The 19345-nt window shown below is 61.6% G+C and carries 18 protein-coding genes; 5 read left to right on the forward strand and 13 right to left on the reverse strand.

Translation table 11 applies throughout. The features are described from left to right. Positions 1-286: 286 nt before the first annotated feature. Complete coding sequence (locus ACEN84_RS07300; RefSeq protein ID WP_413710425.1) at positions 287-2044, forward strand: methyl-accepting chemotaxis protein; 1758 nt, start codon at positions 287-289, stop codon at positions 2042-2044. Positions 2045-2561: 517 nt separating this feature from the next. Beyond that, positions 2562-3278 (forward strand): hypothetical protein, encoded by a 717-nt coding sequence (locus ACEN84_RS07305; protein WP_413710426.1) that lies wholly within the window; start codon positions 2562-2564, stop codon positions 3276-3278. 155 nt (positions 3279-3433) lie between these two features. On the opposite strand, the gene ACEN84_RS07310 is transcribed toward ACEN84_RS07305, so the two are convergent. From ACEN84_RS07310 to ACEN84_RS07350, 9 genes are all read right to left on the reverse strand, one after another. After that, complete coding sequence (locus ACEN84_RS07310; RefSeq protein ID WP_413710427.1) at positions 3434-5092, reverse strand: OFA family MFS transporter; 1659 nt, start codon at positions 5090-5092, stop codon at positions 3434-3436. Positions 5093-5183: 91 nt separating this feature from the next. Next, positions 5184-5429 (reverse strand): formate dehydrogenase subunit delta, encoded by a 246-nt coding sequence (locus ACEN84_RS07315; protein ID WP_413710428.1) that lies wholly within the window; start codon positions 5427-5429, stop codon positions 5184-5186. Next, positions 5419-6246, reverse strand: a complete 828-nt coding sequence (gene fdhD / locus ACEN84_RS07320) for a formate dehydrogenase accessory sulfurtransferase FdhD (protein ID WP_413710429.1) — start codon at positions 6244-6246, stop codon at positions 5419-5421. Before fdhD ends, ACEN84_RS07315 begins: the two co-directional genes overlap by 11 nt. Then, positions 6246-9125 carry a formate dehydrogenase subunit alpha gene (gene fdhF / locus ACEN84_RS07325; RefSeq protein ID WP_413710430.1) on the reverse strand — a complete coding sequence of 960 codons (2880 nt, stop codon included), beginning with the start codon at positions 9123-9125 and terminating at the stop codon, positions 6246-6248. The genes fdhD and fdhF overlap by 1 nt, the downstream gene beginning before the upstream one ends. A 6-nt stretch (positions 9126-9131) precedes the next feature. Continuing rightward, positions 9132-10688, reverse strand: coding sequence for a formate dehydrogenase beta subunit (locus tag ACEN84_RS07330; protein ID WP_413710431.1), 1557 nt, complete (start codon positions 10686-10688; stop codon positions 9132-9134). Continuing rightward, positions 10685-11164, reverse strand: a complete 480-nt coding sequence (locus ACEN84_RS07335; RefSeq protein ID WP_413710432.1) for a formate dehydrogenase subunit gamma — start codon at positions 11162-11164, stop codon at positions 10685-10687. Before ACEN84_RS07335 ends, ACEN84_RS07330 begins: the two co-directional genes overlap by 4 nt. Before the next feature lie 141 nt (positions 11165-11305). After that, positions 11306-12199, reverse strand: a complete 894-nt coding sequence (locus ACEN84_RS07340) for a LysR family transcriptional regulator (RefSeq protein ID WP_130284330.1) — start codon at positions 12197-12199, stop codon at positions 11306-11308. Positions 12200-12267: 68 nt separating this feature from the next. Next, entirely contained in the window at positions 12268-12609 is a 342-nt protein-coding gene (locus tag ACEN84_RS07345; protein WP_112720148.1) for an ArsR/SmtB family transcription factor, read from the reverse strand. Positions 12610-12711: 102 nt separating this feature from the next. After that, positions 12712-13482 (reverse strand): SDR family NAD(P)-dependent oxidoreductase, encoded by a 771-nt coding sequence (locus tag ACEN84_RS07350; protein ID WP_130284332.1) that lies wholly within the window; start codon positions 13480-13482, stop codon positions 12712-12714. Between the two features lie 94 nt (positions 13483-13576). Between ACEN84_RS07350 and ACEN84_RS07355 the strand changes: the two genes are divergently transcribed. Together ACEN84_RS07355 and glpD are read left to right on the forward strand one after the other, a co-directional pair. After that, positions 13577-14359 (forward strand): DeoR/GlpR family DNA-binding transcription regulator, encoded by a 783-nt coding sequence (locus ACEN84_RS07355; protein ID WP_112720146.1) that lies wholly within the window; start codon positions 13577-13579, stop codon positions 14357-14359. A 58-nt stretch (positions 14360-14417) separates the two neighbouring features. Further along, entirely contained in the window at positions 14418-15980 is a 1563-nt protein-coding gene (glpD, locus tag ACEN84_RS07360) for a glycerol-3-phosphate dehydrogenase (RefSeq protein WP_413710433.1), read from the forward strand. Here glpD and soxR read toward each other — a convergent pair. Continuing rightward, positions 15977-16438, reverse strand: a complete 462-nt coding sequence (soxR, locus tag ACEN84_RS07365; RefSeq protein ID WP_112717968.1) for a redox-sensitive transcriptional activator SoxR — start codon at positions 16436-16438, stop codon at positions 15977-15979. The genes glpD and soxR overlap by 4 nt on opposite strands. A 72-nt stretch (positions 16439-16510) precedes the next feature. Between soxR and ACEN84_RS07370 the strand changes: the two genes are divergently transcribed. After that, on the forward strand, positions 16511-17074 hold the full coding sequence (locus ACEN84_RS07370; RefSeq protein WP_413710434.1) for an NADPH-dependent FMN reductase: 564 nt from the start codon (positions 16511-16513) through the stop codon (positions 17072-17074). Between the two features lie 145 nt (positions 17075-17219). On the opposite strand, the gene ACEN84_RS07375 is transcribed toward ACEN84_RS07370, so the two are convergent. From ACEN84_RS07375 to atpD, 3 genes are read right to left on the reverse strand one after another with little or no spacing between them, the layout of a single operon-like run. Further along, a complete protein-coding gene (locus ACEN84_RS07375) occupies positions 17220-17627 on the reverse strand; it encodes a F0F1 ATP synthase subunit epsilon (RefSeq protein WP_112717964.1) in 408 nt (135 codons plus the stop codon). Further along, positions 17627-17860 (reverse strand): hypothetical protein, encoded by a 234-nt coding sequence (locus ACEN84_RS07380; protein WP_112717962.1) that lies wholly within the window; start codon positions 17858-17860, stop codon positions 17627-17629. Before ACEN84_RS07380 ends, ACEN84_RS07375 begins: the two co-directional genes overlap by 1 nt. Continuing rightward, positions 17860-19332: a F0F1 ATP synthase subunit beta gene (gene atpD, locus ACEN84_RS07385; protein ID WP_112717960.1), complete on the reverse strand. Its 1473-nt coding sequence runs from the start codon at positions 19330-19332 to the stop codon at positions 17860-17862. Before atpD ends, ACEN84_RS07380 begins: the two co-directional genes overlap by 1 nt. Positions 19333-19345 lie beyond the last annotated feature (13 nt).

Consider the following 19345-nt stretch of genomic DNA (forward strand, 5'->3'; position numbering starts at 1 on the left):
AAAAGGCCGCCCTCTGAGGCGGCCTTTTTCGTGCCCGGTAAAATTTCATGCCCAGCAGAAATCACCGATGAAAACTTGTGGCCAAAACAAATCTTATTAGCAATATCTTTTATACGCTAAATTAACCTTCCCGTTAGCATCATTGGTTGTGACAAAAGCAGCCTATGTTTTCCGATAGTTGAAGTTATCCCGTTTAGCGAGAATAGCCTCCGTCAAAATCCATAGATTGCATTTGGGCATTTTCTGCCGTGGCGCAGGGCGCGCCGGCCACAAATGGGGAACGGGGATGCTTGGTTTATCTTCCGATGCAAAATACATTCTTGATGCCATTTCGAAATCGCAGGCCGTCATCGAATTCGACCTGAAGGGCAATGTCCTCAAGGCCAACGACAACTTCTGCCGGGCCATTGGCTACGGTCTGGATGAGATCACCGGCAAGCACCACAGCATGTTCTGCGACCCCGCCTACGCGGCAACCGCCGAGTATCGCGAATTCTGGGCGCGGCTCGGCCGCGGCGAGTATGACAGCGGCGCCTACAAGCGCCTCGCAAAGGGCGGGCGCGAAATCTGGATCCAGGCGACCTACAATCCCGTCTTCAAGAACGGCAAGCCCTACAAGGTCGTCAAGTTCGCCTCCGACATCACCGAGACCAAGCGCCAGTCGATCGACGACGCCGGCAAGCTGAACGCCATCTCGCGTTCGCAGGCCGTTATCGAGTTCAAGCCCAACGGTGAGATCCTGACGGCCAACGAGAATTTCTGCAAAGGCCTCGGCTACAGCCTCTCCGAAATCACCGGCAAGCATCACAGCATGTTCTGCGACCCGGCCTATGCGCGCACCGAGGAATACGCCAACTTCTGGCGCCGCCTCGCGGGCGGTGAGTTCATCGCCAATGAATTCGTCCGCTACGGCAAGGGCGGCAAGGAGATCTGGATCCAGGCCGCCTATAACCCGATCATCGATGCCGATGGCCGCGTCTATAAGGTGGTGAAATTCGCCACCGATGTCACCGAACGCATGAGCGCCATCAGCCGCCTCGGCGCCGCGCTGAAGCTGCTCTCGGAGGGCGATCTCACACAAACCGTCGATACCGCCTTCGTGCCGTCGATGGAGCAATTGCGCCATGATTTCAACGCCGCAATCGAAAAGCTGCGCGATACCTTGACGACGATCGGCGAGAATACCGTGGCGATCGCGGCAGGCTCGCAGGAGATCGGCGGCGCAGCGGACTCCTTCTCCAAGCGCACCGAGCAGCAGGCCGCCTCGGTCGAACAAACGGCAGCGGCCCTGGAAGAGATCACCACGACCGTCAACGACTCCAGCCACCGCGCCGCCGAGGCCGGTTCGCTCGTCGCCAAGACCAAGCAGGGCGCCGAACAGTCCGGCGTCGTCGTGCGCAACGCGGTCGCCGCCATGGGCCAGATCGAGCAATCCTCGCGCGAGATCACCAACATCATCGGCGTTATCGACGACATCGCCTTCCAGACCAATCTTCTGGCGCTGAATGCCGGCGTCGAAGCCGCCCGCGCCGGCGAGGCCGGCAAGGGGTTCGCGGTCGTCGCACAGGAAGTCCGCGAACTGGCGCAGCGCTCCGCGAGTGCTGCAAAGGAGATCAAGGCGCTGATCAACCAGTCGAGCGAGCTGGTGAAGAACGGCGTCAGCCTCGTCGGCCGCACCGGCGAGGCGCTCGAGGAAATTCTCGGGCAGGTCGCCGCGATCAATACCAACGTCTCGGCGATCGTCGAAGGCTCACGCGAACAGGCAACGGGTCTGAAGGAAATCAACCAAGCCATCAACACCATGGACCAGGCGACGCAGCAGAACGCCGCCATGGTAGAGGAGAGCACGGCGGCAAGCCATAAGCTTGCGGCCGAAGCCGAGATCCTGAGATCGCTTCTCAGCCAGTTCCGTCTCGGCAATGAAATGCAACAGCGCACCACCGCACGGCAGATGCACAATTCCCCGGCCCTGCATCTGGTCGCCCGCGTTGCCAAGGCGCATGGCGCAGCCGCTCCGGCGGCCGATAGCTGGGAAGAATTCTAAGCTCCAGGCAAGCACGACTGTTACTCCGGCCCCGCTCTGCGGGGCCTTTTTCAGTCCCTCATTGCAAGCAAAACGTGCTGATCAACAGTCATCAGATGCGTAATCCTTGATTGAATTAGAATATTACGATTGACCCAATCCAATTAGGAACGGCACAAGCGCGATTTTGCAATACGACAATGCCAACAATGCTTGCCCGCAGCTAATTTCCGGAAATCCCAATAAAAACAATCGTTATAAATTCCAGAGCTTTCCAATTATTGCGCAATGGAAAATGATCTATACAGACTGCGATCTTTTTCGTTTAGATCTCTTTAGCTGTACAAATAAGCAAAACCAACTTTAGCGCGAAACAGCTACACAACATTAGAACTTACGTATATTCTTATATTGTATCAACGGGAGACCAGACAGCCACTCTTGGTTGCTGACATCCCGAGACGGAAAGCGCGCGCTTCCAACTTTGATTTCCAAGCCTGGGCATGGGGTCCTGGCAGAATCGTTTTGGAGGTTGGAAATGCAGTATCATAAATCGGCGATCGCCATAGTCGCAATCAGCTGTGCATCGCTCATCATTCCGGCACAGGCTTCTGCTGAAGGCCTGCTCGGCGGCCTGGGGAGCGCCCTTGGCGGCGGCTCCAAGAGCAGCAGCAGCAGCGGCGGCAGCAAGAGCGGTGGCGGCCTCAGCATTGGCGGCAGCAACGGCGTCAGCGTCGGCAACAATGGCGGCCGTGGGCTAAGCGCCTCGATCGGCGGCTCCAGCGGCATCAACGCCAGCGTCGGCGGCACCTCCAAGGGCGGCCTCGGCGTCAACGCATCGGTCGGCGGCACCAACGGCATCAACAGCAAGACGACGCTCGGCGGCGCAACCAAGGGCCTCGGCGTCGGCACCACGGCCAGCGTCGGCGGCACGAAGGGGCTCAATGCGGATGTGAACGCCACTGTCGGCGGTCCGGGCCTCGTCAGCGCCAAGGCCAAGGCTGGTCTCGGCGGCAACACGCTCGTCGATATCGCTCTCGGCCTGCCGGGCATCGACCCGAACGATCCGGATGGCCCCGGCGGTCCTGATGGTCCGAATGGTCCGCGCGGCCCCAACGGCCCGACCTACTCCTATAATGACATGTCGGCTGCAGAAAAGGCCAAGGTCAAGCTGCGCTGCCGCGACATCCTCGGCTCCGGCGGCTACGAGGCGAGCCTCGTCAAGCTCTGCCGCATGGTCATCGCAATGCGGTGACCGCCTCCCCCGGCAGTACCCGGCGCCTCGGCGCCGGGTATTCCTGGACAACATCTCAACTCCAGAATTTTCGCGCCTCGCCCCGGAGGCGCTTTTTTTATGCGAAAAAGGGCACGCGCAAAGCGCATGCCCTTCTCTCAAATCATAAGTTCCGATCAGCCGAACAGCGCAAGCGTCGCCTTCAGCGTCACCCAGACACCCCACAGCAACGGAATGCCGACGACGGCCCAGGCAAGAGCCGCCTTGGCGTCGAAGCCACCGCGGCCGATGCCGAACGAGCCGCTCGGCCCGGCGCTTGCGGCCGCCGATTTCGCCTGCAGCGATGCCACTTCTGCGTCCGACATGAACCACTTGTCGGCAAGCGGCCGCACGAAGAGGTTGGCGATCAATCCAAGCGCCAGCATGCCGGCGAGGATATACATCGTGCCGGTATAGAGCGCCGGTCCGGGTGCGACTCCGGCCGAGATCTGCGCCTCGCGGATATAGTTGACGACGACGGGGCCGACGATACCGGCGGTCGCCCATGCCGTCAGCAGACGGCCATGGATGGCGCCAACGAACTGCGTGCCGAAGATATCGGCGAGATAGGCCGGGATCGTTGCAAAGCCACCGCCATACATCGACAGGATGATGCCGAAGGCGAGAACGAAGAGCGCCTTGTTGCCCATGTCGGCAAGCGTCGGTGCCGCCGCATAGAGAACGATGCCGAGGATGAAGAACGTGAAGTAGGTGTTCTTGCGGCCGATCTTGTCGGAGAGCGACGCCCAGAAGAAGCGCCCGCCGATATTGAAGAGCGACAACAGACCGGCGAAGCCCGCCGCAATCGTTGCGATCGATGCCTTCTGCCCTGCATCGAGCTGCGCGAAGCCGACATCCGGCAGGCCGATCAGCGAACCGGCGAAGATTTCCTGCAGCATCGGCGATGCCATGCCGAGAACGCCGATACCGGCGGAAACGTTGAGGCAGAGCACCGCCCAGATCAGCCAGAACTGCTTGGTCTTGTGCGCATCGCGCAGATGCACATGCTTGGTGGTGATCATGCTGCTTTTGGCGGCGGGCGCCGTCCAGCCTTCCGGACGCCAGCCGGCCGGCGGGATGCGGTAGCCGAAGGCACCGCCCATCATGAAGACGAAGTAGATGACGGCCATGACCACGAAAGTCTGCCAGACGCCGACCGACGTATCGGTCTTGAAATAGTTCATCAGCAGGTTCGCGAGCGGAGCGCCGATCATCGCGCCACCGCCGAAGCCCATGATCGCCATGCCGGTCGCCATGCCGCGGCGGTCCGGGAACCACTTGATCAGCGTCGAGACCGGCGAGATATAGCCGAGACCGAGGCCGATACCGCCGATCACGCCCGCGCCCAGCCACATCAGCCACAGCTGGTGGGTCATGACGCCGACAGCGGCGACGAGAATGCCACCGCACCAGCAGCAGGCGGAAACGAAACCGGCCTTGCGCGGACCGACCCGCTCAAGCCAGCCGCCCCAGATCGCTGCCGAGCAGCCGAGGAGCACGAAGAACAGCGTATAGATCCAGCCGAGATCGGCAACGCGCCAGTCGCAGCTGGTGGTGAACAGGGCCGAAGCCAGTGTCAGATCCGGGCAGGCCGTCGAAGCGCTGATGCCGAGAGATTTCGACAGCGGCAGCCAGAACACGCTGAAGCCGTATGCCATGCCGATGCACAGATGAATGGCGAGTGCGGCCGGCGGTACGAGCCAGCGGTTGAACCCCGGTTGCGCAATTATTCGCTCACGATCAAGCAGGCCAGCGCCCGCTACTACCCCTGCTCCTGATGTATCCGCTGCGGTCATGAATAAGTTCCTCCTGGATCTGACCTTGCTGACATGAATCGCGCTCGAACAGGCAATGACAACCTGCGTCCCCCCTTGCGCGAAACGATGTTTACTGCCGGATAGGCTCCGCCGGCTCGGGCTTGCGGATCAGGGAAGACGCCTCGATCACCAAGGGATCGAAACCGTTATTCTCCTGCTCCAGAATCTCGAAAAATTGGCGCCGCATGCGCGGCTCCCAGAATTTATTGATATGCGTGGCAACTCCCTGAGCCGCCTCGCTGGCCGGCTGGGTCTTGAAAAAAGTGGCAATCTGATTGGCCATGTAGACCAGCTTGGAACGGGTATCATGCGACATCGGCGATACTTTCGGGCGAGATGCGGTCTGGATGGGTGAAAATCTCGAAGTCTTCGCCGCGCACCAGCGCAACAAGCGTCATTCCGGCTTCTTCGGCCGTGCGGATCGCCAGCGCTGTCGGCGCCGAGATGGCGATCAGGATCGATGCGCCCAGGATCGCCGTCTTCTGCACCATCTCGACCGAAATACGGCTGGTAACGACGACGGCACCACCGGCGCCGGTTCGCCCCGAACGGATCACCGCACCGCAGAGCTTGTCGAGTGCATTGTGACGGCCGACATCCTCGCGGACGGCAAGAAGCCCTTCGCCGGGCAGATAGAATCCTGCGCCATGGACGGCCCGCGTTTCGCGATGTAGCGGCTGCGCCTCGTTCAGCAGCGAGGCCGCCCGGACGATATCGGCATGCGTCAACGTCACACCGGCAGCAGACACATCCGGCACCTTGCGTACCGCCTGCTCGATCGACTCGATGCCGCAGAGCCCGCAGCCGACCGGCCCGGCCATGCTGCGGCGCCGGGCGCGCAGGGCGTCCTCGACGTCATCGGCAAGCATGATCTGCACGTCGATGCCGATCTCGCTATCGACGGCCTCGACCGAGGAGATCTGCTCCATCGAGCTGATGATGCCTTCCGTCAGGCTGAAACCGACGGCGAAATCCTCGAGATCATCCGGCGTCGCCATCATCACGGCATGCGAGCTGCCGCCATAGGAGAAGGCGATCGGCACCTCTTCCGGCACGATCCGCTCACCCGGCACGACCACACCGCCCTTGCGGGCGATGCGGCTGACGGAGATGCGCGTGTGCCGGTCGGACATTACTCCGCGGCCTCCATCTTGCCGGAGATACGGCGGCTCTGGCGGGCCTGCTCGTCATATTCGAGCTGCCATTCCGTCGGCCCGTTGGAAGGCGAAACCTGCACCGCCGTCACCTTGTATTCCGGGCAGTTTGTCGCCCAGTCGGAGAAGTCGGTGGTGATGACGTTCGCCTGTGTCGTCGGGTGGTGGAAGGTCGTGTAGACGACGCCCGGCGCCACGCGCTCGGTGATCAGCGACCGCAGCGTCGTATCGCCGGAGCGGCTCTGCAGCTTGATCCAGTCGCCATCGCGAATGCCGCGCTGCTCGGCGTCATGCGGATGGATTTCCAGCCGGTCTTCCGGATGCCAGGCGACGTTATCGGTACGGCGCGTCTGCGCTCCGACATTGTACTGGCTGAGAATGCGGCCGGTGGTAAGCAGCAGCGGGAAGCGCGGGCCGGTCCGTTCGTCGGTCGCGACATATTCCGTGCGGATGAACTTGCCCTTGCCGCGAACGAAACCGTCGACATGCATGATCGGCGACCCCTCGGGATGCGTCTCGTTGCACGGCCACTGAACCGAGCCCATCTTTTCAAGATAGTCGTAGGAGACCAACGCAAAGCTCGGCGTTGTCGCGGCAATCTCGTCCATGATCTCGGACGGATGTTTGTAGTTCCAGTTGAGGCCCATCGCCTGGGCGAGCTTCTGCGTCACTTCCCAGTCGGCGTAGCCGTTCTTCGGCGTCATCACCTTGCGCACGCGGTTGATGCGGCGCTCGGCATTGGTGAAGGTGCCGTCCTTCTCCAGGAAGGTCGAACCGGGCAGGAAGACATGCGCGTAGTTGGCGGTCTCGTTGAGGAAGAGATCCTGAACGACGACGCATTCCATCGCGGCGAGGCCAGCCGCCACATGCTTGGTGTCGGGGTCGGACTGCAGAATATCCTCGCCCTGGATATAGAGGCCCTTGAACGTGCCATCGACAGCCGCGTCCAGCATGTTCGGAATACGCAGGCCAGGCTCATTGTTGAGCTTCACGCCCCAGAGCTTCTCGAAGACATCGCGGGTCGCGTCATCAGAGATATGGCGGTAGCCCGGCAACTCGTGCGGGAACGAGCCCATATCGCAGGAGCCCTGCACGTTGTTCTGGCCACGCAGCGGATTCACGCCCACGCCTTCGCGGCCGATATTGCCGGTCACCATGGCAAGGTTGGCGATCGCCATGACCGTCGTCGAGCCCTGGCTGTGCTCGGTGACGCCGAGGCCGTAATAGATCGCGCCATTGCCGCCGAGCGCATAGAGCCGTGCCGCACCGCGCAGATCGGCAGCCGGAACGCCGGTGAACTTCTCGGTCTGCTCGGGGCTATGCTGCGGTTCGGAAACGAAGGCCGCCCAATCCTCGAATTCCGACCAGTCGCAGCGCTCGCGGATGAATTTCTCGTTGAACAGGCCTTCGGTGACGATGACATGCGCCAGCGCCGTCATGACCGCAACGTTGGTGCCGGGCTTCAGCGGCAGGTGATAGGCCGCCTCGACATGCGGCGTGCGCACCAGATCGATGCGGCGCGGGTCGATGACGATCAGCTTGGCGCCCTGACGCAGCCGCTTCTTCAGACGCGAACCGAAGACCGGATGACCATCCGTCGGATTGGCACCGATGACGACCACCACATCGGAATGCTCGACACTGTCGAAATTCTGCGTGCCGGCTGAAGTACCGAAAGCCTGGCCAAGACCGTAGCCGGTCGGCGAATGGCAGACGCGGGCGCAGGTATCGACATTGTTATTGCCGAAGCCGGCGCGGATCAGCTTCTGAACGAGGAAGGTCTCCTCGTTGGTGCAGCGCGACGAGGTAATGCCGCCGACCGCTTCGCGGCCATACTGATACTGGATGCGCTTGAACTCGGAGGCGACATGCGCATAGGCCTCGTCCCAGGTCACTTCGCGCCAGGGATCGCTGACCTTCTCGCGGATCATCGGGTTGAGGATACGGTCCTTGTGCGTGGAATAGCCGTAAGCGAAGCGGCCCTTGACGCAGGAGTGGCCGCGGTTCGCCTGGCCATCCTTCCAGGGCACCATGCGCACCAGCTCTTCGCCGCGCATTTCCGCCTTGAAGGAGCAGCCGACGCCGCAATAGGCGCAGGTCGTGACCGCCGAATGTTCCGGCTGGCCGATGGCGATGACGGATTTTTCCGTCAGCGTCGCCGTCGGGCAGGCCTGCACACAGGCGCCGCAGGAAACGCATTCGGAATCGAGGAAATGCTCGTGCATGCCGGGCGAAACACGTGAGCCGAAGCCACGCCCCTCGATCGTCAGCGCGAATGTGCCCTGCACTTCCTCGCAGGCACGAACACAGCGCGAGCAGACGATGCATTTCGACGGATCATAGGTGAAGTACGGGTTCGACTCGTCCTTCGGCATCCATTTCAGATTGATCTCGCCGTTGCTGCGCGCCTTGACGTGATTGTCGCCCTCATAGCCGTAGCGAACGTCACGCAGGCCAACCGCGCCCGCCATATCCTGCAATTCGCAATCGCCGTTGGCAGCGCAGGTCAGACAGTCGAGCGGGTGGTCGGAGATATAGAGCTCCATCACACCGCGGCGGATATCCTTCAGGCGGCCCGTTTGCGTATGAACCACGAGACCAGCGGCAACCGGCGTGGTGCAGGACGCAGGCGTTCCGTTGCGGCCTTCGATCTCGACGAGACAGAGGCGGCAGGAGCCAAAGGCATCGACCATATCGGTGGCGCAGAGCTTCGGCACCTGTATCCCGGCTTCCATGGAAGCACGCATGATCGACGTGCCCTCCGGCACGGTGATTTCGCGGCCATCGATGGTCAGCGTGACCATGGCTTCGGATTTCGAAGCCGGCGTTCCGTAGTCAATTTCGTGAACGAGAGACATGGGTCTTTACTCCGCCGCTTCGATAAGGGGTGTGGGAGCGAAATCGTCCGGAAAGTGCGTCATCGCACTCATCACCGGATATGGGGTGAAGCCGCCCAAAGCACAGAGCGAGCCGAATTTCATCGTGTTGCAGAGATCGGTGAGCAGCGCCCGGTTCTTCTCGGGTTCGATCCCCTGGGCAATCTTGTCCGCCGACTCGACTCCTCGTGTCGAGCCGATGCGGCAGGGCGTGCACTTGCCGCAGCTTTCGACGGCGCAGAATTCCATGGCGAACCGCGCCTGCTTCAGCATGTCGGCCGTGTCGTCGAAGACGACGATGCCTGCATGGCCGATCAGGCCGTCCTTGGCAGCAAAGGCCTCATAGTCGAACGGCGTATCGAACAGCGCGCGTGGGAAATAAGCGCCGAGCGGGCCGCCGACTTGAACAGCCTTGACCGGCCGCCCGGTCGCCGTTCCGCCGCCGATCTTGTCGACGATATCGCCGAGCGACAGGCCGAAAGCCGTCTCATAGAGACCGCCATGCTTGACGTTTCCGGCGATCTGCAGCGGGATCGTGCCGCGCGAACGGCCCATGCCGAAATCGCGATAGAAGGCAGCGCCCTTGTCGAGGATGACGGGCACCGAGGCCAGCGAGATGACGTTGTTGATGACGGTCGGCGACGCGAACAGGCCCTTGTGCGCCGGCAGCGGCGGCTTGGCACGCACGATGCCGCGCTTGCCTTCCAAGCTGTTCAGCAGTGCCGTTTCCTCACCGCAGACATAGGCGCCGGCGCCCGTGCGCACTTCGATATCAAAGGCCTTGCCCGAGCCCATGACCGAAGGACCGAGCACCCCGGCCTTGCGGGCGATTTCGACCGCCTCCGTCATCGCGGCGATCGCATGCGGATATTCAGAGCGCGTATACACGAAGCCCTTGGTGGCGCCGGTCGCCAGACCCGCAATCGCCATTCCCTCGATCAGCACGAAGGGATCGCCTTCCATGATCATCCGGTCGGCAAAGGTGCCGCTATCGCCCTCGTCGGCGTTGCAGACGATGTATTTGCGCGGACCCTGGGCGTCGAGAACCGTCTTCCACTTGATGCCGGTCGGGAAGCCCGCGCCGCCACGGCCGCGCAGACCGGAATCGGTGACTTCCTTGACGATATCGGCAGGCGCCATGGCGGCAGCGCGCCTCAGCCCGGCAAGACCGCCATGCGCCTCGTAATCTTCGAGCGACAGCGGATCGGTGATGCCGCAGCGGGCGAAAGTCAGGCGGGTTTGTTCCTTGAGGAATGGGAGGTTTTCGACCTCCCCAAGACAGAGCGCGTGATCCCCGCCGGAAATCAGTCCAGCTTCGAACAACCCAGCCACGTCCCTGGCCTTCACCGGACCATAGCCGATACGCTTGCCATCGATCTCGACCTCGACGAGAGGCTCAAGCCACAGCATGCCGCGCGAGCCGTTGCGCACCAGCTTCACATCGAGACCGCGTGCTGCGACTTCCGAAGCGATCGCCTTGGCAACCTTGTCGGCGCCGAGCGAAAGTGCAGCCGCATCGCGCGGAACGAAAATCCTGATGGTCATTGCCGCACCTCCGCTGCGAATTCGGCAATGGTCTCGTCATCGATGCGGCCATAGAGCTCGCCATCGAGCATTGCCGCCGGGGCGCAGGCGCAAAGCCCGAGACAGTAGACCGGCTCCAGCGTCACGCTGCCATCGAGCGTCGTCTGGTGAAAATCGATGCCGAGAAGCTTCTTGACCCGCTCAGCCACGGCGTCGCCGCCCATCGACTGACAGGCCTCGGCCCGACAGAGCTTCAGGACGTGGCGGCCTGCAGGATGGTCGCGATAGTCGTGATAGAAGGTCACCACGCCATGCACTTCGGCGCGCGACAGGTTCAGCTCATGCGCAATGACAGGAAGCGCTTCCTGCGGCACATAACCGAACTCATCCTGGACTTCATGCAAGATTGGAAGGAGCGGGCCTTCGAGGGAACGAAGGTGCGAGACGATCGCGCGGGTGCGCTCGGCAATATCGCCATTGGCGACGTGAGCATTCATTGTGGCAGGCCTCCCGAGGCTTCCCGTTATCAGCCGTCACACCATGCTCCCCCAGCTTGGTATGACATTGTGACAGGAAGTGTCTCAGGGAACATGCAACCGATCAATAAAGCTGTTCCGTCAGTTGATAGGATTTTCCTATCAAAGATCTTCGCTCTCCGCGAGAATCCTTGCTTCATGCAACAGCGCAGAGACGAGTGGCGTGAACGGCTCGCGATGCGTCGCAACCAGGCCAACAAGATGATCGGCCTCGGGCTCGACAATCGGGATCATCCGGATTTCGGCAGGAAAACCGAATGATTCCGCGACATTTCGCGGCATGATGCTCGCCCAGCGCCCCGTTCGAACGTGGGAAAACAGCACGATCATCGATCCTGATTCGAGCGTCGGATGCGCTGTGGCCCCAGCTTCGGCCAGATGCCGGTTGATGATACGGCGGTTCTGCATGTCTGCGGTCAATAGACAAAGCCGAAGATTGCCAACCTCACGCCAGGTCACAGTTTCGCGATCCGAAAGCGGGCTGCCGGCCGCGGTGATCAGATTGTAGCGCTCGGCATAAAGCGGCACGGCCGTCACCCGCCCCAGCGGTTCGTTCTCCAGATAGGTGACACCGGCATCGATCTCGAGATTTTCGAGCATGCTCAGCACCTGAAGCGAATTGCGCGAGACGATCGAGAAAGTCACATCAGGATGGCGTTCCTGAAATGGCGTGGTGATCCGCGGCAGCATCGCCAGAGCCGTTGGAATAGAGGCGATCCGCAGGTGTCCGGAAAGACCCTTGCGGGCTGTGCGCATCTCCTCGCGCATGGTGCGCGTATCGCCGACGATGCGGCGTGCCCATTCGAGCACGCGCTGCCCCTCCGGCGTCAGCCCCTGAAAACGCGAGCCGCGCTGCACCAGCATCACGCCGAGCTGGTCTTCCAGCTGCCGGATCGCGGCTGATAGCGTCGGCTGCGAAACACCGCATTCTTCGGCGGCGCGGCCGAAATGCTTTTCATTGGCAAGAGCTATGAAGAATTCCAGCTTGTCGATCATCCGGCCTCCTGCCGAACTGTGCGTCCGGGCATCTTTGGCGGGACATCATAAGCTTAGCAAGACCTGCCTCAACGGGCAGCGGGCGCCGGAAACATGGCGAAAAGCGAATCCAAGAAGGATGCGACGCTGTCATTGCCGAGGCTGTAATAGACGAGACGCCCTTCGCGGCGGGTATTGACCAGTCCTTCCATGCGCAGCCGCGCCAGCTGCTGCGATACCATGGCCTGCTGCACGCCAAGCAGTTCCTCGATCTCGCTGACGGTCTTTTCCTGCTCGGCGAGAATGCAGAGAATAAGAAGGCGCGTCTGATGTGCCATTGCCTTCAGGAGGCTGCTCGCTTCGTGAGCTTTTTCGGCAAGCTTCTGCAGTTCCTGACCGGCTGTTCCCGGCGCAGTTGTAGGCAAGCGCATTCGGATTCTCTGATGGACGGGTTGGGACGGGCCCAAGCGATACCATATTCAGACCGATATACTGCGCAATTTTACTAAAATACCAAAAATAGTCCAAGTAAATCAGCAGATAAGCTGGCCACCATTGATCTCCAGAACTTGCCCGGTGATGTAGCCCGCTAAGGAAGGCGCGGCCAGAAACAGGTAGGCGGGGGCGCAATCCTCGGAGGTTCCGAGCCGTTGCAAGGGTATGGTCTTGCGTGTCGCCTCAAGCTTTTCGCGCGACGAATAGCGCTCATGGAAGTCGGTTTCGATCGTGCCCGGCGAAACGCAATTGACCCGGATCATGTCAGGGGCAAGCTCGCGCGCCAGCGCCTTCGAATAGGTGGAAACGAAGGCTTTCGAGGCCGAATAGATCGCCGATCCCGGACTGCCGCCGGTCAGCGCCGATATCGATACGGTGTTGACGATCGCCGCACCCTTGGCGGCCCGCAACGCCGGCAGCAGCGCGCGCGTCACCTCGACGACGGAGGTCTGGTTGAGCCGGGTAACCGCCTCATAATCCTGATCCGTCAGCTCACCCGCCGGAAACCGGCCGACCATCGTCCCGGCATTATTGACCAGCACATGAATGGTGCCGAAGGCATCCAGCACCTTCCAGGCGAAAGTGGCGGTGCCGCCTGGCTCGCTGAAATCGCCTGAGATCAGCACGGCGCGACGATCGGCTTCGGCCGTCAGCAGGAAGTCCGGAAGGTCGCGGCTCTTGCTGCGGCCGGTATGAACGGCGACGCGTGCGCCGCAATCGAGAAACTGGCGTGCGACCTCGAGGCCAATGCCGCGCCCGGCACCCGTGACGACGACATTGCGGTTTTCGAAAAGCTTTGGATGAAACACGCTGAGGCCCTCCCCACTCCGGCTGGCAGTCGCCGATTGCGCAATTTTCGCTTTAACATATGATCGCAAGAAACGAAAGAAAGGGAGGCGCAGCATGTTTCTGTCCGGACGGCAGACCGAGATCCTCGACATAGCAAAGTCAGAGGGCCGCGTGCTGGTGGAAGACCTGGCGGCCCGCTTCTCGGTCACCCCGCAGACCATCCGCAAGGACCTCAACGACCTCTGCGACAGCCGGGTACTAACGCGCATCCATGGCGGCGCGATTTTCCCTGGCGGTACCGAGAACGTCAAATACGAGGCGCGCCGCTCGATCGCGGCCAACGAGAAGACGGCGATCGGCCGTGCCTCGGCCGCGCTGATCCCGAACAATGCTTCCCTCTTCATCAATATCGGCACGACGACGGAAGCAGTCGGCGAAGCCCTGATCGAGCATCACGAATTGATGGTCATCACCAATAACATCAATGTCGCCAGCCGCTTGCGACTATTCCCGTCGATCGAGGTCGTGATCGCCGGCGGCGTCGTGCGCCATTCGGACGGCGGCATCGTCGGTGAAGCCGCCGTCGATTTCATCCGCCAGTTCAAGGTCGATTATGCGGTGATCGGCGCCTCGGCGATCGATCCCGATGGCGCGCTTCTCGATTTCGATTACCGCGAAGTGAAGGTCGCGCAGGCGATCATGGCCAATGCCCGCCATGTCGTCCTGGTCGCCGATTCCACCAAATTCGAGCGCACCGCGCCGGTTCGCATCGGCCACCTGTCACAGGTCCATACCTTCGTCACCGACGAATGCACGCTGGATTCGCTCCGCCGCATCTGTTCCGAGGGCGGCATCAATCTGGTGGAAACCAACCGGGCGGGCAGCACCAAAGATTAAATCTTTCGCTGTCGCAAAAGGTTCGTTTGACATTCGCTTTCTTTCGTTTTAGCGCTTAATGGATTTCATTTTAAGCACTAAATCGTTGGAGAACCGCGTGGGCAGCCAGACTTTCGACCTATTCGTGATCGGCGGAGGCATCAACGGCTGCGGGATCGCGCGTGATGCGGCGGGGCGCGGCTATTCGGTGGCGCTGGCGGAGATGAACGACTTCGCCTCCGGCACCTCGTCGGGCGCCACCAAGCTGATCCATGGCGGCCTGCGCTATCTCGAACATTACGAGTTCCGCCTTGTCCGGGAATCGCTGATGGAGCGCGAAGTGCTCTGGGCGATGGCGCCGCATATCATCTGGCCGATGCGTTTCGTCCTGCCCTATCACAAGGGCGGCATCCGCCCGGCCTGGCTGATCCGGCTGGGACTGTTCCTCTACGATCACCTCGGCGGCCGCAAGCTCTTGCCGCCGACATCAGTGCTCGACATGCGCCGCGACGCCGCCGGCAAGCCCTTGAAGGCGCTGTTTACGAAAGCCTTCGAATATTCCGACGGCTGGGTCGACGATGCCCGCATGGTGGTGCTGAACGCCCGGGATGCAGCCGACAAGGGCGCGCTGATCATGCCGCGCACGAAAGTGGTGTCGGCGCGGCGCGAGAACGGCCTGTGGGTCGTCGAGACGGTGGATACGCTCTCGGGCCGCAGCGAGACGCATCAGGCCCGCATGCTGGTCAATGCCGCCGGTCCCTGGGTCGATCACGTCATCCGCGCCGCCTTCGGCCAGAACGAGGCCCGCCATGTCCGCCTCGTGCAGGGCAGCCATATCGTCGTCAGGAAGAAGTTCGACGGTCCCAAGGCCTATTTCTTCCAGAACCCTGATAACCGCATCATCTTCGCCATTCCCTATGAGGACGACTTCACCCTGATCGGCACCACCGACCGGGATTATGGCGGCGATCCCAAGGATGTCAGGATATCCGCTGAAGAGACGGATTATCTCTGCAAGGCGGCCAGCGAATACTTCAAGGAGCCGGTCACGGCCGACGATATCGTCTGGACCTATTCCGCCGTCCGCCCGCTCTTCGACGACGGCGCCTCGAAGGCGCAGGAGGCGACGCGCGATTACGTGCTGAAGCTTGAAGGCAAAGACGGCAGCGAGGCGAATGCGGCGCCGCTTCTCAATGTCTTCGGCGGCAAGCTCACCACCTACCGGCGTCTGTCGGAACATGCGCTGGAGAAGATCGGCGAGGCGATCGGCATGAGGGGCAGCCCTTGGACGGCGAAGAGCCATCTGCCGGGCGGGGATTTTCCAGCGCAGGGGTTTGAGGCGGAAGTGGCCAGGCTGCAGGCGGCCTATCCGTTCCTGGCGCCGGCCCATGCGCGGCGGCTGACGCGCCGCTACGGCACCAAGGCCACCATCCTGCTCGGCAAGGCAGCCTCGACCGCCGATCTCGGCCGGCATTTCGGGTCGGATCTCTACGAGGCCGAAGTGCGCTATCTCATGCAGCATGAATGGGCCTTCACCGCTGAGGATGTCCTCTGGAGGCGGAGCAAGAAGGGTCTCTACCTCAGCAAGGACGAGGCAGCGGCTCTGGAGAGCTTCCTGCAGGCCGAGCGCATCGCCGCCTAGATATCTTCGAGCAACCGCGCACCGGTACCCTCGCTGCCCAGCCTGTCATGCGGGTTGCGCAGCGGACAGCTTTCGATCGACAGGCAGCCGCAGCCGATGCATCCCGTCAGGTGGTCGCGCAACAGTGTCAGCCGCTTGATGCGGTCGTCCAGATCGTTCTTCCAGAGCTGCGACAACGTCTGCCAGTCGGCGACCGTCGGCGTGCGGCCCTGCGGCAGGGTCGCGAAGGCCGCCTCGATCTCGGCAAGCGGAATTCCAACCCGCTGCGCCACCTTGATGATCCCGAGACGGCGCAGCACATCGCGGCCATAACGGCGCTGGTTGCCGCGCGAACGAATGCTCGCAATCAACCCCTTGCTCTCGTAGAAATGCAGCGCCGACACCGCAAGACCACTGCGTGCCGCTACCTCGCCGACGCTGAGCAGCCGGCTCATCATGCCATCCGAATTTTTCTGCATGGGCTGTTGACCTCAATATTAGTTGAGGTTTTATAACCCGAGCTCCCGATGATCGTAAAGAAGGAGCAATGCATGCAGACCACGATCAGATTGGCCGTCATCTACGGCAGCACGCGGCCCGGCCGCATGTGCGACCGCGTCGTCAAATGGCTCGTCAGCCAGCTCGGCCACTACCCGCTGATCGAACTGGATATCATCGACCCGCTCGATTTCGGCCTGGTCCCCAATAGCGGCGACGAAACCGGCGAGATCGCCGCGAGGCTGCAGCGCGCCGACGCCTTCATCATCGTCACGCCGGAATACAATCACAGCTTCCCCGCCTCGCTAAAATTCTTCATCGACGCCTTCTACGAGCCCTGGCACGTCAAGCCGATCGCCTTCGTCGCCTATGGCGGCATTTCAGGCGGCCTGCGAGCGGTGGAACATCTGCGCCTGGTCTTCGCCGAGCTCCACGCAGTCGCGATCCGCGATACGGTCAGCATCGTCTCCCCCTGGGACCGGCTCGACAAGGACGGGCACTTCGACCGCCCGGAAGAGGCGCTGCGGCATCTCAGCCGGATGATGGGCAGGCTGCAATGGTGGGCGCGCGCCCTTCGCGCCGTCCGCAGCGAGCAGCCCTATCAGGCGGCGGCCTAGAGATCACGGCCGCGGCTCTGGCAGGTACGCGGCCGCGATGCGCACCCGGGCAAGGCCACCGCCCGGGTGCGCTGATCGATCCGGTAGCCTGAAAACAAAAAAGCGGCCCTGAAGGCCGCTTTCGATCGTTTGGGAAAAGTCCAGATCAATCCTGCTCGACGACGCCACGCAGATGCGTGAGTTCGAGGATGAACTGCTCAAGCTTGGACTTGTGCTCGTGATGCTCGGCATCCTCGAGGTCCTTCTGCGCAGCCTCGATGCGGCGGGTCAGCTCGTCCTTGTTGATTTCCTCAACCGGAACAGCAGACTCGGCAAGCAGCGTGCAGCCGGTCGGCAGGATATCGGCGAAACCGCCGAACACGACATAGTCCTGCTTGCTGCCGGAGGCCGAACGAACGCTGACGATGCCGGGCTTGATGGTCGTCATCGTCGGCGCATGGTGGGCCATGACCGTCATCTCGCCCTCGGTGGCCGGAATGACAACTTCCGTCACCATCTCCGACAGAAGCAGACGCTCCGGAGATACGAGTTCAAAATTGAAATTGTCAGCCATCAGTGACTTACCTTCTCGGCCTTTGCATCTTGCAGTTTGGTCCCGCAGAACGGGCAGTGCTGTATCGCCTGATCGAGATAGCCGAGACCCTCTTCGGTCTGGACCAGTCCCACCACCATCATCAGCTGGCCGTTATCCGCCCTATAGACGGTCGGGGCTGCAGGGGCCGGAAGATCTGCCACGACTTCCCGAAGGGAGTCGCAGCAGAAGATCTCGTCATGAGCGTCGCTCATCAAGCAGCTGCGGAGAGCTTCTTGGCCTTTTCGATGGCTTCTTCCATCGAGCCGACCATGTAGAAGGCTGCTTCCGGCAGGTGGTCGTATTCGCCGTTGACTAGGCCCTTGAAGCCCTTGATCGTGTCTTCGAGCGCAACGAGCTTGCCCGGCGAACCGGTGAAGACTTCGGCGACGAAGAACGGCTGGGACAGGAAGCGCTCGATCTTGCGGGCGCGGGCAACGGCCAGACGGTCTTCTTCAGACAGTTCGTCCATACCCAGGATGGCGATGATGTCCTGCAGGGCCTTGTAGCGCTGCAGCGTCGACTGAACCTTACGAGCCACTTCGTAGTGCTCTTCGCCGACAACCATCGGGTCGAGCATGCGCGACGTGGAGTCGAGCGGGTCAACGGCCGGGTAGATACCCTTTTCAGCGATCGAACGCGACAGAACGGTCGTTGCGTCCAGGTGGGCGAACGAAGTTGCCGGCGCCGGGTCGGTCAAGTCGTCGGCGGGGACGTAAATGGCCTGAACCGAGGTGATCGAACCGGTCGTGGTCGTGGTGATGCGTTCCTGCATCTGACCCATGTCGGTTGCAAGCGTCGGCTGATAACCAACGGCCGAAGGAATACGGCCGAGCAGAGCCGACACTTCCGAGCCAGCCTGCGTGAAGCGGAAGATGTTGTCGACAAAGAACAGAACGTCCTGGCCCTGGTCGCGGAAGTGTTCAGCAACCGTCAGACCGGTCAGAGCAACACGAGCGCGTGCGCCCGGCGGTTCGTTCATCTGGCCGTAAACCAGCGCAGCCTTGGAGCCTTCGCCACCGCCGTGCTTGTTAACGCCGGACTCGATCATTTCGTGGTAAAGGTCGTTGCCTTCGCGAGTACGTTCACCCACGCCTGCGAACACCGAGTAACCACCGTGCGCCTTGGCGACGTTGTTGATCAGTTCCATGATGAGAACGGTCTTGCCGACGCCTGCGCCGCCGAACAGGCCGATCTTGCCGCCCTTTGCGTAAGGAGCGAGAAGGTCGACGACCTTGATGCCGGTGACGAGGATCTGCGCTTCCGTGGACTGCTCGACGTAAGCCGGAGCGTCCTGGTGGATGGCGCGCTTGGAAGCGGTAACCAGCGGACCAGCTTCGTCAACCGGTTCGCCGATGACGTTCATGATACGGCCGAGCGTTTCGTCACCAACCGGAACCGAGATCGGAGCGCCGGTGTCGGTGACTTCCTGACCGCGAACCAGACCTTCGGTCGAGTCCATGGCGATCGTGCGAACGGAGTTTTCGCCGAGGTGCTGCGCGACTTCGAGAACAAGGCGGTTGCCCATGTTCGTGGTTTCGAGCGCGTTCAAAATCGCCGGCAGTTCGCCTTCGAAAGCAACGTCGACGACGGCGCCGATAACCTGTGTGACCTTGCCGACAGAGCCTGTGGCGGTCTTCTTAGCGGCGGTCTTCGCTGCCGCCTTCGGGGTAGCTGCCCTAGCCATTTTAATACCCTCT

This window comes from Rhizobium sp. Rhizsp82 (genome assembly GCF_047325115.1).
Taxonomy (GTDB): Bacteria; Pseudomonadota; Alphaproteobacteria; order Rhizobiales; family Rhizobiaceae; genus Rhizobium.

What these genes read in the sequence shown, in the direction of transcription:
- fdhD (WP_413710429.1), bottom strand. Translation starts at nt 6,246, where the DNA reads ATGTCCGACCGGCACACGCGCATCTCCGTCAGCCGCATCGCCCGCAAG.
- ACEN84_RS07330 (WP_413710431.1), bottom strand. Translation starts at nt 10,688, where the DNA reads ATGACCATCAGGATTTTCGTTCCGCGCGATGCGGCTGCACTTTCGCTC.
- soxR (WP_112717968.1), bottom strand. Translation starts at nt 16,438, where the DNA reads ATGCAGAAAAATTCGGATGGCATGATGAGCCGGCTGCTCAGCGTCGGC.
- ACEN84_RS07355 (WP_112720146.1), top strand. Translation starts at nt 13,577, where the DNA reads ATGTTTCTGTCCGGACGGCAGACCGAGATCCTCGACATAGCAAAGTCA.
- ACEN84_RS07380 (WP_112717962.1), bottom strand. Translation starts at nt 17,860, where the DNA reads ATGAGCGACGCTCATGACGAGATCTTCTGCTGCGACTCCCTTCGGGAA.
- atpD (WP_112717960.1), bottom strand. Translation starts at nt 19,332, where the DNA reads ATGGCTAGGGCAGCTACCCCGAAGGCGGCAGCGAAGACCGCCGCTAAG.
- ACEN84_RS07305 (WP_413710426.1), top strand. Translation starts at nt 2,562, where the DNA reads ATGCAGTATCATAAATCGGCGATCGCCATAGTCGCAATCAGCTGTGCA.
- ACEN84_RS07315 (WP_413710428.1), bottom strand. Translation starts at nt 5,429, where the DNA reads ATGTCGCATGATACCCGTTCCAAGCTGGTCTACATGGCCAATCAGATT.
- ACEN84_RS07370 (WP_413710434.1), top strand. Translation starts at nt 16,511, where the DNA reads ATGCAGACCACGATCAGATTGGCCGTCATCTACGGCAGCACGCGGCCC.
- ACEN84_RS07335 (WP_413710432.1), bottom strand. Translation starts at nt 11,164, where the DNA reads ATGAATGCTCACGTCGCCAATGGCGATATTGCCGAGCGCACCCGCGCG.
- ACEN84_RS07345 (WP_112720148.1), bottom strand. Translation starts at nt 12,609, where the DNA reads ATGCGCTTGCCTACAACTGCGCCGGGAACAGCCGGTCAGGAACTGCAG.
- fdhF (WP_413710430.1), bottom strand. Translation starts at nt 9,125, where the DNA reads ATGTCTCTCGTTCACGAAATTGACTACGGAACGCCGGCTTCGAAATCC.
- ACEN84_RS07375 (WP_112717964.1), bottom strand. Translation starts at nt 17,627, where the DNA reads ATGGCTGACAATTTCAATTTTGAACTCGTATCTCCGGAGCGTCTGCTT.
- ACEN84_RS07310 (WP_413710427.1), bottom strand. Translation starts at nt 5,092, where the DNA reads ATGACCGCAGCGGATACATCAGGAGCAGGGGTAGTAGCGGGCGCTGGC.
- ACEN84_RS07340 (WP_130284330.1), bottom strand. Translation starts at nt 12,199, where the DNA reads ATGATCGACAAGCTGGAATTCTTCATAGCTCTTGCCAATGAAAAGCAT.
- glpD (WP_413710433.1), top strand. Translation starts at nt 14,418, where the DNA reads ATGGATTTCATTTTAAGCACTAAATCGTTGGAGAACCGCGTGGGCAGC.
- ACEN84_RS07300 (WP_413710425.1), top strand. Translation starts at nt 287, where the DNA reads ATGCTTGGTTTATCTTCCGATGCAAAATACATTCTTGATGCCATTTCG.